Source organism: Mesorhizobium sp. LMG 17147, assembly GCF_024297145.1.
GTDB lineage: Bacteria > Pseudomonadota > Alphaproteobacteria > Rhizobiales > Rhizobiaceae > Mesorhizobium.
This window is the reverse complement of sequence record NZ_JANCTC010000018.1, coordinates 47,520-61,167: the sequence shown is the minus strand read 5'-3', so window position 1 is coordinate 61,167 and position 13,648 is coordinate 47,520. Positions and strand designations below refer to the sequence as shown.

At 60.0% G+C, this 13,648-nt stretch carries 11 protein-coding genes and 1 pseudogene; 2 read left to right on the top strand and 10 right to left on the bottom strand.

Annotation, left to right across the window (positions count from 1 at the left end):
* Positions 1–25: 25 nt before the first annotated feature.
* Entirely contained in the window at positions 26–1,126 is a 1,101-nt protein-coding gene (gene sfnG / locus NMG46_RS24305; RefSeq protein WP_029356690.1) for a dimethylsulfone monooxygenase SfnG, read from the bottom strand.
* Between the two features lie 25 nt (positions 1,127–1,151).
* Entirely contained in the window at positions 1,152–1,721 is a 570-nt protein-coding gene (gene msuE, locus NMG46_RS24300) for an FMN reductase (protein ID WP_029356692.1), read from the bottom strand.
* Between the two features lie 373 nt (positions 1,722–2,094).
* Here msuE and NMG46_RS24295 point away from each other — a divergent pair.
* Positions 2,095–3,292 (top strand): annotated as a pseudogene (locus NMG46_RS24295) (IS256 family transposase).
* Positions 3,293–3,718: 426 nt separating this feature from the next.
* Here NMG46_RS24295 and NMG46_RS24290 read toward each other — a convergent pair.
* Complete coding sequence (locus NMG46_RS24290) at positions 3,719–4,171, bottom strand: amidohydrolase family protein (protein ID WP_240992880.1); 453 nt, start codon at positions 4,169–4,171, stop codon at positions 3,719–3,721.
* A gap of 649 nt (positions 4,172–4,820) precedes the next feature.
* On the opposite strand from NMG46_RS24290, the gene NMG46_RS24285 reads away from it, so the two are divergent.
* Positions 4,821–6,968, top strand: a complete 2,148-nt coding sequence (locus tag NMG46_RS24285; RefSeq protein WP_029356732.1) for a S46 family peptidase — start codon at positions 4,821–4,823, stop codon at positions 6,966–6,968.
* Between the two features lie 850 nt (positions 6,969–7,818).
* Here the strand turns inward: NMG46_RS24285 and NMG46_RS24280 are convergent.
* From NMG46_RS24280 to NMG46_RS24250, 7 genes are all read right to left on the bottom strand, one after another.
* Entirely contained in the window at positions 7,819–8,949 is a 1,131-nt protein-coding gene (locus NMG46_RS24280) for a hypothetical protein (protein ID WP_051695625.1), read from the bottom strand.
* Between the two features lie 6 nt (positions 8,950–8,955).
* Positions 8,956–9,174 (bottom strand): hypothetical protein, encoded by a 219-nt coding sequence (locus NMG46_RS24275; RefSeq protein ID WP_095517096.1) that lies wholly within the window; start codon positions 9,172–9,174, stop codon positions 8,956–8,958.
* Complete coding sequence (locus tag NMG46_RS24270) at positions 9,158–9,394, bottom strand: hypothetical protein (RefSeq protein WP_127240888.1); 237 nt, start codon at positions 9,392–9,394, stop codon at positions 9,158–9,160. The genes NMG46_RS24275 and NMG46_RS24270 overlap by 17 nt, the downstream gene beginning before the upstream one ends.
* A 171-nt stretch (positions 9,395–9,565) precedes the next feature.
* Entirely contained in the window at positions 9,566–10,414 is an 849-nt protein-coding gene (locus NMG46_RS24265; protein ID WP_084831572.1) for a DUF4238 domain-containing protein, read from the bottom strand.
* Positions 10,415–10,426: 12 nt separating this feature from the next.
* On the bottom strand, positions 10,427–11,890 hold the full coding sequence (locus NMG46_RS24260; protein WP_029356725.1) for a HEPN domain-containing protein: 1,464 nt from the start codon (positions 11,888–11,890) through the stop codon (positions 10,427–10,429).
* A 114-nt stretch (positions 11,891–12,004) separates the two neighbouring features.
* Positions 12,005–12,868, bottom strand: coding sequence for a CBASS oligonucleotide cyclase (locus NMG46_RS24255; RefSeq protein ID WP_029356723.1), 864 nt, complete (start codon positions 12,866–12,868; stop codon positions 12,005–12,007).
* 7 nt (positions 12,869–12,875) lie between these two features.
* Positions 12,876–13,646 carry a hypothetical protein gene (locus NMG46_RS24250; RefSeq protein ID WP_029356721.1) on the bottom strand — a complete coding sequence of 257 codons (771 nt, stop codon included), beginning with the start codon at positions 13,644–13,646 and terminating at the stop codon, positions 12,876–12,878.
* Positions 13,647–13,648 lie beyond the last annotated feature (2 nt).

Below are 13,648 nucleotides of genomic sequence, written 5' to 3'. Positions count from 1 at the left end.
TGCGGCCCCGTGGGCCGCGCCCGTCCTATTCCGCGGCGACAAGCTCCCTGTCGCGAGCTGCTTCCAGTTCGCGCACCAGAGGAATGACGCGCTTGCCGAAGAACTCGACCTCTTCCTGGAAATGCAGGAAGCCGAGCAGGATCAGGTCGGCACCGGCGTCCTTCAGTTTCAGGATGCGTTCGGCGATCTGTTCCGGCGTGCCGATGAGATTGCTGCGGAAGCCGTCATTGTACTGAACGAGATCCTCGAGGGACGACTTCGCCCAATTGCCTTCGCCTTCCGGCGAGGCCTTGCCGGCATTCTTGACCTGATCGGCAAAGCCCTGCACCGCCTCCGGATTCGCCTTGGCGATGATCTCGTCGAGCACGGCGCGCGCTTCCTGCTCGCTCTCGCGGGCGATGGCGAAAGCGTTGACGCCGATCCTAACCTTGTGGCCGTTGGCTTTCGCCTTGGTGCGGATGTCGTCGACCTGCTTCCGGATCTCCTCCGGGGTATTGCCGTTGGTGAAATACCAATCGGAGACACGAGACGCCATGTCGCGAGCGGCTCGCGACGAGCCGCCCTGGAATATCTCGGGCAAGGGCTCGATCGGCTTCGGCTTCATGGAATAGTTGGTGAAGCAGTAGAAATCGCCCTTCAGCGTGAAGCTGTCTTCCGTCCAGATGCCGCGCAACGCTCGGATAAATTCCTCCGACCGGCGATAGCGCTCGTCATGATCGAGCCAGAGTTCGCCAATCGCGGCGAACTCGCCTCGGAACCAGCCGCTGACGACATTGACGGAGACGCGGCCATTGGTCAGGTGGTTGATGGTAGCGATCTGCTTGGCCGCCAGCGCAGGGTTCCACGGACCGGGCAGGATCGCTGCGATGACCTTCAGCGTTGTGGTCGCGGCAAGCAAGGCATGGCTGAACGAGACTGATTCGTGCTGGTTGTCGGCCCCATAGCCGGCTGTGAAACGGATCTGGCTCAGCGCATAGTCGAACCCGTTGGCCTCGGCAATCTGGGCGAGCTTGCGGTTGTAGTCGATATCCCAACCCGTCCGCTGCTCGATGTTGGAGATGACCAGGCCGCCGGAGACGTTCGGGACCCAGTAGGCGAATTTGATGGCGTCGGAATGCGAACTCATGTCGTCGTTTCCCCTGTTGATTGGCTCAGCCGACGCGGGTGGCGACGGCGGCATTTGCGTGACTTGAGTTGAGCAAGGAGACCGCGTCGGTAGCGGCCCTTGCAATACGCTCGATGATGGCTGCGCCGACGATTTCGCCATCGACGAAATCGTCGGGCGTGCCGTAGACGCCCGTAGGGACGGTGACAGCGCCAAAAAAGCCGAACAATGGCCGGAGCTGATGTTCGAGCACCAGGCCATGGTATGGGCTCCCGCCGGTCGCCGCGAGAAGCACGGTCTTGCCCGTCAACGCGCGATAGTCGACCAGGTCGAACAGGTGCTTGAGAGCGCCAGTGTAGGAAGCCCTATAGACAGGCGTTCCGACCACGAGCAAATCGGCCTTCTCGACACGCTGGATAATCGCTTCTCCAGATGCGCCAAGTGCGCCGCGGGATAGTCCGGCGAAAAGCGACGGTGCTGCCTCCGTGATCTCAATCAGACCGGTGTCGGCAAGCAGGCGCAACGCGACCGCCTTGACCAGCGCATTGACGACCGCCGTGGTGCGGGACGGGTTGCTTACACCGCCGGATATTCCAAGAACCGATAATCGTGCCAAGTCATCTATCTCCCACACATGCGCCATAGGCCACCACCGAAACCAAACGATATTCTACGAAATCTGTAGACATAAGGTACTTTGTTCTGATGTTTTCACGTCAATGGGAAAAACGGCGCTGCTAGGAGCGGCACGCCCACCGCATTCGATCTCAAATGGGATTAACTTGGCAGGGGCCGTAGGCGTCACCCGCGAGTTCGACTTTGGTGAAAACAGGGGTCGTGTCCCACCGCGTGGTGTAGGTCGGCGATAGCGAAGCCGCTCGCGAGCGCGCCCTCAACAGCGCTGTAGCGAGCGAGCGGCGCAGCGGCGGTCATCGATGTTCTTCGGTAGGGTTGGGTTGCTGACACAACCTGATTCGAAGGAACCACCGATGACCAACGACATGATGAACCTGCGCACGCTCGTAGAGAAGACCCCCGATGCCGATATCCTGCGCGAGATGATCGGCTTTGCCGCCGAGCGGCTGATGGAGCTGGAGGTGGGCGCCGCCACCGGCGCGGCCCATGGCGAGAAGAACCCGCTGCGGCTTGTCCAGCGCAACGGCTACCGCGACAGAGACTGGGAGACGCGGCGGCACCGTCGAGCTGCGCATCCCCAAGCTCAGGAAGGGCTCTTACTTCCCGAGCTTCCTTGAGCCGCGGCGCATGGCCGAGAAGGCGCTGATCGCCGTCATCCAGGAGGCCTACGTCCAGGGTATCTCGACGCGCTCGGTCGACGACCTGGTCAAGGCGATGGGCATGAGCGGCGTCTCCAAGAGCCAGGTCAGCCGGCTGTGCGAGGAGATCGACGGCAAGGTGAAGGCCTTCCTCGACAGGCCCATCGAGGGCGACTGGCCCTATCTGTGGATCGATGCCACCTACCTGAAGGTGCGCCGCGGCGGACGCATCGTCTCGGTCGCCGTCATCATCGCCGTCGGGGTCAACGCAGACGGCCGGCGCGAAGTGCTGGGCATGGGGGTCGGCACGTCTGAGGCCGAGCCGATCTGGACGGAGTTTTTGCGCAAGCTGACCCGCCGCGGCCTGCGCGGCGTCAAGCTCGTCGTTTCCGATGCCCATGAAGGCATCAAGGCGGCCGTCACCAAGGTGCTGTGCGCGACATGGCAGCGCTGCCGGGTCCATTTCATGAGGAACGTGCTGGCGCATGCCGGCAAGAGCGGCCGCCGCGTCGCCTCGGCCTTCATCGCCACCGCCTTCGCCCAGGAGACGGCCGAGGCCGCCAGCACCCAATGGCGCGCCGTTGCCGACCAGATCCGGCCGAAGGTGCCCAAGCTCGCCACCATCATGGACGATGCCGAGCCCGACGTGCTTGCCTACATGACCTTCCCCAAGGAGCACCGTGCCAAGCTGCATAGCACCAACCCGATCGAGCGCCTCAACGGCGAGATCAAGCGCAGGACCGAGGTCGTCGGCATCTTCCCCAATGACGATGCCATAGTCCGTCTCGTCGGCGCCCTCCTGCTCGAACAGAATGATGAATGGGCCGTGCAGCGGGCGCGCTACATGACCCTTGAGACCATCAGCCAGATGAGCGATGATCCGCTCATCAGCCTGCCGGCAGTGGCGCGCTGATCAGTCCGGCCCTTGCCGGAGAGCACGGCGACCAATGCCGTTACCTACACCACGCCATGGGGCACGATCAAAACAGGCTCCGCCGGCGCGATATGAGGAATGTCGTCCAGCCGTTTGTGACAGCGCTCTCCACCGATGCCACGCAATCAAATGAGCGCGTGTATCATGACGGCTAGGCGTGCGAGAAACGTCCTCAGGCATTGCCCTACGAAGGAGCCGATATTAGCGCCGAGATTTCAAGGCTGGTCAGGGACGATTGAGAGTTTTGAGCACCGGCAGCACGAAGGCGGCAATCGCAGCGTCATGCCTTCGGAACCATCGGTAGCTGCTCAATACGTTCTGTTGTGCTCCTGCCTGTATATGTGTTGCGTAATTCCCACTGAATGGCAACGGATTACCTGCGTCTGGTTATTCATTCTTCACCACTCACCCGCCCTTGATGATCTTTCGAAGCCGGGCGGGATCGGACAAAATCGCGAGGTCCTTCAACGGATTGCCGTAGACGGCGATGAGATCTGCGTGAGCGCCAGGCGCGATGGTGCCGATGAGGCCTTCCATGTTGAGCACGCGGGCAGCATCCACCGTCGCGGATCGGATCACGTCCCGAGGCTTGAGAACGCGGCCGCGCAGAAGAAATTCCTCTGATTGGTGCCCCTGCATCTGGCCAAGCAGATCGGAGCCGTAGCCCATGGTCACGCCAGCGCTTTGAAGCATTTCGAGCGCCGACAAGCCGGCATCGAGAACGAAGCTCACCTTTTCAAGGGATTCGGCGGACATGCCGTATCTGGCTCCGTCCCGAGCGACGACAGCAAAGGTGATGTTCGTCGGGACGACGAACGCGCCTGCCTCGCGAACCCGGTTGGCGGTTGTCGCTTTGATGAGGTTTCCATGCTCGATTCGGATGGTCGACGTTTCATCCCAGATTTACTTTCGCGCCTCACGCCGGCACTCGCGCACATAGTCCGCCGGGTTATGTCGCCAAGCGCCGAGCGGATTTGCGGCAAGGGGAAGTCCGGGCACTCCTCGCACCCTCGTCCTCGCGCAACACCGCACGTAACAGAAACGATAGCACGCATTCTCACAATTAACGACGGCTGTTCGGCAGTGGGCTTCGTCGCGAGCGAGGACGAGAGTGTCGGGTCTACAACCAAATGTCGGAGGTCGGACCCAAATGTCGGAGGTCGGACACGCAAGGCCCTTACCACGTAGGTGATTGAAAGCTTTATTGACGAGGCGCTCCAATGGCCGGCCCGCAATGCGGGAGATATTGTTAGAGGCGTCTCGAATGACTTCTCCGCGGGACCCGAAGGGCGTCTCAGGCATCCTTTGGCACGATTAGTGCAACGGATGATCCGCAAACGTTGCACCGATACAATGTGAGGGGAGCGTCACCCAGATTTTTGTGTTGACCGTCCACTCACTCTTCACCCAGTGGCTGCCGCGCAGGCGCTTGCGGACGCCGGTCAGCCCGATAGCTCATCGATCCAGATCAGCGGAGAACAATACACAGAATGGGAACGAGATCAGCATGAACTCGAATTTTAGTCGTTTGGCCCAAGCCACCGCTATGAACTTGCTCTGGACGTCGGCGAACGAAGGCATGTGGATGCCGGCCCAGATTACGGAACTTGGCGCGGCCATGCGCGCGAATGGACTCCAGCTTGATCCCGCGCAGCTCAGCCGTCTAGACACTGCCCCGCTCAACGCGATCGTATCACTGGGCGGATGTTCAGCTTCCTTCGTCAGTCCGCAAGGACTGGTTGCGACCAACCGTCACTGCGTGCTGGAATCGATCCAGTACAACAGCAAGGAGAGTCAAGACTATCTCACCAAGGGATTTCTAGCGAAAAGCCTTGGTGAAGAATTACCCGCGGTGCCCGGCAGCCGCATCTATGTGATCGAGGATATCCGTGATGTGACCGCCGACATGCTCAAGGGCGTATCGGACAAGCTGAACGGCTTTGCGCGCTATGAGCGGCTCGACAGGAACCGGAAGGCGCTGATCGCCGCATGTGAAGAACAGCCCAATCGCCGCTGCGACGTGGAGTCCTATTATGGCGGCGCCTCCTACTATCTCCAACAGAAGCTCGAAATTCAGGACGTGCGCCTCGTCTATGCGCCCGCGCTCGGCATCGGTAACTTCGGCGGCGAAACGGACAATTGGACGTGGCCGCGCCACACAGGCGACTTCGGTTTTTACCGCGCTTATGTCGCTCCTGATGGTTCCTCCCGGCCTTATGCGCGCGACAACGTGCCCTACCGGCCGAAGAGCTGGCTGCGCATTGCCTCTAAAGGCGTGCAAGACGGCGATTTCGTCATGGTCGTCGGCTTTCCCGGAAAAACCAATCGGTTCCGCACGGCGGATGAAGTACGGTTCAATTTCGCGCGGTACGAACCGCTGTTGCAGCATTTGCTGTCGGATTATGCGGCCCAGATAAACCAAACCACGGCAGGCAATCGAGAAGCGCAGATCCGCTACGCCTCCATCCTGCAAGGCGTGGAAAACTACAAGAAGAAGTTGGCGGGCGATCTCGCCGGGGCCAATGCGATCGGGCTCGACGTGCGCAAGGCTATCGAGGAGAAAGCTTATCACGACTGGGTCGCCGATGATCCCGCGCGGCAGGCGCGCTATGGCGCAGCGATCGGCGAACTGGGCGCCATGGTGGACGAGAATAGCCAGGCCTCGCTCGAGGGGCTGCGCCAGGCGCTGCTGAACCGCGCGCAAATGCTCTCATCCGCGCGCACTCTGTATCGCTGGGCCAAGGAGCACGAGAAGCTCGATGAAGACCGCGAACGCGGCTTTCAGGATCGTGACCGTAACCAGACCGTGGATCAACTGACGCAGATCGAACGCGGTTACCTGCCCGACATCGATCGCAAGCTATTTGAGGCCGCGCTCGATGAATATCGCCGGCTAGACGCAAAGGACCGCGATACTGCGTTCGGAACGGCTCTGGACCAAATCGGCCTTGACCGACTTTATGCAGAAACCAAACTCGCCGACACGGCCACGCGGCTCGGCTGGCTCGACAAGCCGGCTGCTGCCTTCGAGGCGTCGGACGATCCTTTCATCAAGCTGGCGGTCGCGCTCTATCCCGGCGACATAGCTGCGGAGCGCGCGGCGAAGGACCGCGCTGGCCGAGCGCAGGCGGCGCGCGCGACTTATATGCAGGGCCTGCGCGCCTACTGGCAGGCGATTGGCCGGCCGGTGTATCCCGACGCGAATGGATCGCTGCGCATCACCTGGGGCAAGGTGTCGGGGCGAACACGCGACGGGCAGATCTGGACGCCATTCACCACGGCTGAGGGACTTCTGGCCAAGCACACTGGCAAGGGCGAGTTTGATGCGCCGGCCGCCGCCGTCGCTGCGATCCGGGCCAAGAATTATGGCCCCTATGTCGCGCCGGAGCTGGGCACTTTGCCGGTCGACTTCATGTCCACGGTCGACATTACCAATGGCAATAGCGGCTCGGCCACGCTGAATGGGCGCGGCGAGTTCGTCGGTCTCGCCTTTGATGGCACGCTCGATGGAGTGATCTCCGATTGGGCATATGCCGCAGACCGCAGTCGAAGCATCCATGTCGACAGTCGCTTCATGCTTTGGACCATGGACAAGATTGACGGCGCTGCCTGGTTGCTCAAGGAGATGGGAGTGCTGCCGGCGTCGCGTTCATGAGCGGGGTAGTCTGGCGGTAGGCGGCCTGTCGGCGCCATACCTCCACAAATCCCCCTTGGAATTTTAGACAAATCCCGTGCGGAAGCGCCGCCTCAGCCGGTCTTGCAGCGCCTGCCGGTCGGCGACGAGGTCGTCGCAGCGACCCGGCGCCGCTGCCCGGCCATCAATTGTCCAATCGGCGCCCACGTGCCAACACAAACACGCCGCAGTCATAAGCATTCGGCTGTCGGGTCATGGGGGCTGCCTCGAAGGTGCCGTTCAGCACCCTTGCGAGCTGGTTTGCAGGCTCGTCGTTGTGGCCCTGTCCGGGAGGAGTCGTGGTGATAGGCGACCCGCTCCGGGTTGCGGCCATCAACGAGCAGCAGCGAGCAATGGGTGCTGTCGCTGGTACGATTGCCATTGCTCACTGGCACGAATAGGAAGTCGGCTGGGCCGACAGCTCGATTATAGATGACCTGCAATGTCTCTTGCGCGTTCTGCGACCCTGCGTAACGCATTTGCTCCACCTCGCGACCCAAGTTCCATGTGCCAGTCTGCCCTTTATGCGACTTTTCGAGCACAGACCGGGAACATCTGGCGCCCAAGGCCAGTTTAGCGCTGGAAAAGCCAATGTGCGGGAGTTCAGAAATGGCCGCTCCGGGGCCGACTGCGGTCCGTCCGGTTTCGGCCCCGGTTGATGGAAAGCTGCCCATAACCAACCGACGCCCTTTCGGCCGCTCGTACTCAAATACCGAAACCACGATAGCGGTCATTGCCCGTAATAATGTCAATTCGCTTCGCTACGCATGCGCAGCGATTTCGGGCTCAACTCCGAAGCGCCAAATCGCGGCGGAACCGATCGCTGTGGAGATTATGCCTGGGGCGCGACACCTTCGGGACGGGCGCTTTCCGCCCCTTCCTCGGCCGCGGCCGTTGCCTGCGCCCGTGCAGCGCGCTCCACCATCTCGCGCGTAACGACTTTGCTATGATCCCGCTCACGGTAGAGACGCGCATACGCGGAGTCGTCGACATCGCCCGGGCCATAGTCATGGTAGTCGAGATGACGCCAACCCCGTTCCGTGAGGTCCATGCCGTATTCTACGCCGACAAATCCGCTCAAGGGCACGATATAAGTCTTTACGAAGGGAACGTCCTCGTATGTCCGCTTGATGAACTGGGCGCCGGGCGTGTTTTCGATAAACCATGGTTGCCGGCCGAATCCGCCAAACTGCAGTTGGATGATGTGGCCCAGCGTTTTCAATGCCGATAGAGCGTCCTCCCGCATTGTGGAGTAGGTCGCGGGGTTAAAGTGGACCGAGCGGTTGCGCAGCGTCGCAAGCTCCATGAAAGCTATCCCAACATCAGGCAAGAGCACGCCCCAGTCTTCCAGCACGCGCACGGCGAACCGCCAGTCATCGAAAGACTCGCTGCGATAAACACGGCGGTAGTACGGCGACGCTTTGTAGTGATCCCGAAGGTCCAGGATGAGGTGGTTCAGGATGCGCTCGCCGAGGGCGCACGCAGCGACCAAGGCTGGGAAGTAGAGCCCTGATACAAAGGCGCGGCGCGCCTGTTCATGCATCAGGTTATGATAACTGACGATGGAGAACGCCTTTGCGCCAAGGTCCTTAGTGTCCTGGATCACTTGCGCATGGCGGCGTTCGCCGTACTCGGCTTTAAGCCTCTCAATCGCATTGTTGCGGTTCTCGATATGGAGCACCTTCACTTTCTCCTCCCAGTGCTCGCTCGGATCGTCGAGACTCATCGGGGTGGAGTCGAAATCATAGGCAAACGGGTGATATCGCCGCCGCCCACGGTCTCGCACGGATACGTGCCCCTCATGGTCGTAGAGGCCGCGCGGCAGGTCGGCGACCGTGATGAACCCTTCTGATACAGCGCTCTCCGCGTGGCCGTTGCTCTCGGTCTCAGCGGCTTCCCGGCGCTTGGGCGCCACGTGCTCAGGTTTCATATCTTCGACAGCAGTCGGCTCTTGATCGGCCATGGTCCGTCAGCTTGCCGTCGCGGGTGCGGCCGTTCGGCGGCGCATCCTCACCTTCAGCGCATCCGGATGGAAATTGCCCATAAGATGGCCGCATCCTGTTGTACGGAAGGGCGAAGGCTTGTTCTTGCCCCCGACCGCCTCGAGCTTTTCGTATAACCCTTCGCTGACGGTTAGCATACGTGGATCGGCCCAGATAAAGAGATTATCGTCAACGATCTTCCTCATTCTGAAGATCCATGAACTCGGCGCGCCGGACGCCGAACCACAATGTGCGCTTGCCATATAGACCCTCCGCGAGGCTGTCGAACGTGATAATCTTGAAATCGTCGCGCTCTTCGGCGTCAATACGGCTGCGCCGCAGTTCGCTCTCCGCGTATTCGGCGCGGCGGCCGAACACCAACACGAATTTCGGGTAGGTTGGGTTGCGTTGCATCGTCACCGGCACGCTGATCGTGCTCAGCTGATTGAAGAAGGCCTGCGGGTTACCTTCATCGAAAGTCAGCCTCCAACTGCTGATCTGCTGCGTGCACGAAATCCGGGTGGTACTCGTGGCCGCCGTCCATATAGAAGCGCGAGGTCGGCCTTACCCGCGAGCCCCTCGGATATTCGGATTTGATCACCGAGCATTGGCTATGGATTTGACCAGCGCTGCTGAACCGGCAGCGATGGTGCCACTCTGGCCCGCGATCGCAATGTTGAGCTGCCGCACTGGGCGTTCATCGACCGTATCCTGAAGACTTATCTTTCCGTCGCCTTGTCCTGCTCCCACGGCAACGTCTGACGCGATCGGGAGCCACATCTCGACCGTCGGATCGTTAAGATCGGTGCGATTGGGCGCGGTTAGTTTCACGACTGGCCGGCTGCCGACGATGAAGCTTTTCTTCGGCTGGACGATGCGCAGTATGGCGATGCCACGTCGCTCAAGCACGCGCATCACCTCTGCACTCGGTTGTCCGATTGTCTGAACTCGAACGTTGCGTACTGTTCGAGCCTTGGCATCGGCCGTCGCCAGCGCTTCGATTTCGTCAAGTCGATGGGGTGCGGCTTGGCGGAGCTCGTCGAGTGTATCCTCAACCATTCGCAGTGCTTCAGCATCGGAGACGTTGGCTCGTTGGGTCTCAGGACTGCGTCGCCACTGGGTTAGAAAGAATATGTACCAGAGGCGCTTTTGCTCGGATGTAAGGACGGGAAGCCGGCCCTCCCGTGCCGGCACCAGAATGGATTGCACGACTCCAACAGCCTCGCTCTCAAGAACTGAAAGAGCGTGCTCCATTGCCGGATCCTTGGCCCCGGTTTCAGAAAGCGTGCTGTACAGATGATTCTGATGGAACAGTTCAAGAGGCCTTGCGCGGCGGACCGTGACGGGTCGTTCGCGGAGGCGGCACCAGTGCAGCCAGCCATCCGAGTCTGTGAAGCCGTTCAGGATCATCTGCGGCACGTAGTGATGGCGCTTGGGAACTGACATCGGTCCGATCGTCTAGGTGCTAGTTGTGATGCACGGCGGTGCCATCAACAGATCGCCGTCGATACGACGTGGATCGAGAAACTCAGGTCGGCGGATGAGGATCTTAAGCAGGCTACGCAATGCATCGAGCGCCAGGTCCTTCGCCGCCAAATCCCGTTCTGCATGTGCGTCGGCAGCGCCAATTCGTCGCCGAGTGCCATGGACAATGGCTGATCGGGTCGAATAGACCACCGCGATCGCGTCACTCATGGCTTTCGCACCAGCTTGACCTCCCTCGATACCTGCCAACGCGGCTGCGCGCATCCGGAGCTTCCACGAGATCGCCTGCCCGTCTCCGTCGCCAAGTAAAACCTCAAGAGCGATTGTGGCGTCGAGAATTGCGTCGGCGAGGTCACTGCGCGTCATTGCCGTGTTCAGGCGACGGGTGGCCAAGGCAAGCCTTTCGCCTGTTGAACTTTCTAATGCTTCAAGAAGGCATGCGACCTTGCGCATCTGCGCCTTGCTGACGAGGGGTAGGTCCGCACGGTTCCAACCAAAATCGTCGAACACCTCGGGATAGCGGCGTGCGCCAACGGCATAAACATTGGGCAGCCCATAATTGTGCCGGTGACGCCAGCCCCTCGCAAGCCGGATTTCCTGCGCATATCCAGTCTCGATCCCGGTCTCGAGCCGGAGCGCAGCGAATAGCGCATCGATGCGCTCGCGTGCTTCCGAGCTGAAGTTCGATAGTGTCTGGCTAAGCTCGATCCAATTGCCGTTCGGAACGTCCCATCCGGTAAGCACGAAAGCATGGGTCGCGGCCGCGAGCACTTGGTCATGACCGTTAGCGCCGTAGGCCTTCATCTCCCATCGCGCTCGTTGAAAATCTGGCGACATTCGCATGATATAGGCAGAGGGTCCGAGGCGCACCCGGTCGAAGTCGAACCGGACGAGTGCGATCGGCGCGAGCACCGCAAGCTTCAGGCGCGAGTCAAACAATCCTTTGAAAAGCGGCTTCAGAACAACAGCGCGGGTCGCGTCCGTCGCGGGGGCCGCGCCGAAGCGAAGAAAATGAACATCCGCAGCCCGCGCGACTAGAAGGTCGATAGCGACCCTTGCTAACGGATTTTCCGCGTCGGATCCCGTCGGGGGAATGCGGGCGATTTCGGGGTATTCAAGGGCGAACGCTGCCAGCCTCGCCACTGCAGGGAAACGAATGGGTGGGAACTTGCCTAACTGACGCGCCTCAGGGTCGTTGTAGGGAGGTTCGAGCAGTGAAGCATATTCTAGCGGACCCACCCCCGTCCAAGCGCCATCGCCCAACGATGCCATGCCGTTGTTATGCAGCGAGAAGGTCGGATATCTGCTCACCTTGGATGGTTTGCCGCCACCCTCAAGCTTGGAAAGAATGGCAGATACGACTTCATCATACGCTTCGGCCAGCAGCTTGCCTTGGCGCCTCTGTAGCGCGCTCTCCTGGGCGGCTTCCTCATCCATCAAGTTTCCCCTAGTCGAGCAGTGACATTCCGAGTTGGTTTGTTGGAAACTAACATGCAACCAGCCCGAGGCTTAAGACTGCTGCCCGTTTTTCGTTCTTCGAGTGTGGTCGCCTCATCCGTATGCGGGGAAATAGTCAGCAAAAATCGACCGCCATTCGTCGATCGCCAGCTTCGCATATCCCTGGTTCGAGTAGTTTTCCGCAGTACGGGCCCGCCGATACGCCTGGTCGAGAGCGGCGATCATCCTGTCGGCCTCGGACTTAGCGAGATAGGAAGCGACGTCGTCGCTGTAGCCGGCGGGATCGGCAATCTTGGTCCAGACCTTGTCCCTCATTTTGTCGAATACCCATCGAGCGCCGCTCGGATAGTCGGTGATAGTGACGTCCTTCAGAACATGGCGCACTAGGACCTCCAGATGAAAGGAGCGGAAGAGATTTCCCTTCTCGCGGTTCCAGCACTTCAGCATCTTGATCAGTGGCACGAGTGAGCCGTGGTGAGCTTTGTTGGACGCGGACCACAAGTCGACGTGCTTCTTCGGATCCGTGGGAATCCATCTCTTCAGGTGCGAGTCGGGAATAAGAAACCCACCGCCAGTTCGATAAAAGCCCGGAACGACATCGACCTTGAAATCCGTGAAGGTGATGGTCACCGCTTGGCCGTCGGGCTTTATTTTCGGTGTCTTCGGATACCTCTTCTTGAGTGTCGTCATCACGGATGACAGCAGTGCATGCTGGCTTTGGTCCGTGTAGTATTTCGGATCGAGCACGATGAAGACGTCGATGTCTGCCGTAGTGAGGGGTGCGATCATCGTGTTTCGGCGATAGGACCCGGTCAGAAAGGATTCGAGAACTTCGAAATCTTCGGCGACCGTGTCCCGCACGTTCTGCTGACGGCTGGACGTAGTGCTTTCCTGAAGACTTGTGATTTCAAGGTTTGTTCTGAATTGGCGAAAGCCCTCCGATATAGTTGTGACCATGTTTGCCTCAGATTCCGAGACGACCGCGAATCTGATCCCATTCCTTCGTCAGGCGCGCGTTGTGCTTATGAAACAGCCTAGATGAGAGAAGGATCGCGGCCGTAGATTTGGTCGTCTCATAGAACGAGAAAAAGTCGATCGCCTGCGATTGAGCTGCGGGTCGCGAGAAGGCCTGCTTTCCTGTGAACAGTCGAGTTAGATTATCGAAAACCTGCTCGCTGCGGATACGGAGCCATTCCATCCGGAGCCACCGGGCGATGATATCCTCACTGAAGACCGCCTGAGCCGCGACAGCAAGGACTTCGAGATTCGTGGAGCGATTCAAGACGGCGACGAAGTAGATGACGAGGTAACCTGCGGTCTTCGTTCGCTGTCCGACGAGCATCTTTCGAACAATCTCGCGCGTGAAGAACGTGCTTTCCATGACCGACGCCGCGAGGCGCTTCAACGGGTTTGTCTGGTCATTATTGTAGTAGCCGACTGTCTCTTCATGCGTCAGCGTCACGCCGTAACTGTTCGACAGCAATTCCTGCCGGCGTTTGTCTTCGGCACGAGGAAAGAGATAGAGCTTCTGGACCTGTCCCTGGAAAAAGAACAGCAGCACGCAAACGATGAAGACGATCTGCACGATATCGTAGACAATCGGATAGGCCACCTTGTCGGCGAAAAGCGCCGCAATCGAGAGGATCGAAACCACCCAGAACAGTCCAGATCCGACAGCTTCGGCCCGCTCGAGGGGCTTGTAGTAGTTGCCACCTACCGTATCTACCCTGGGCATCG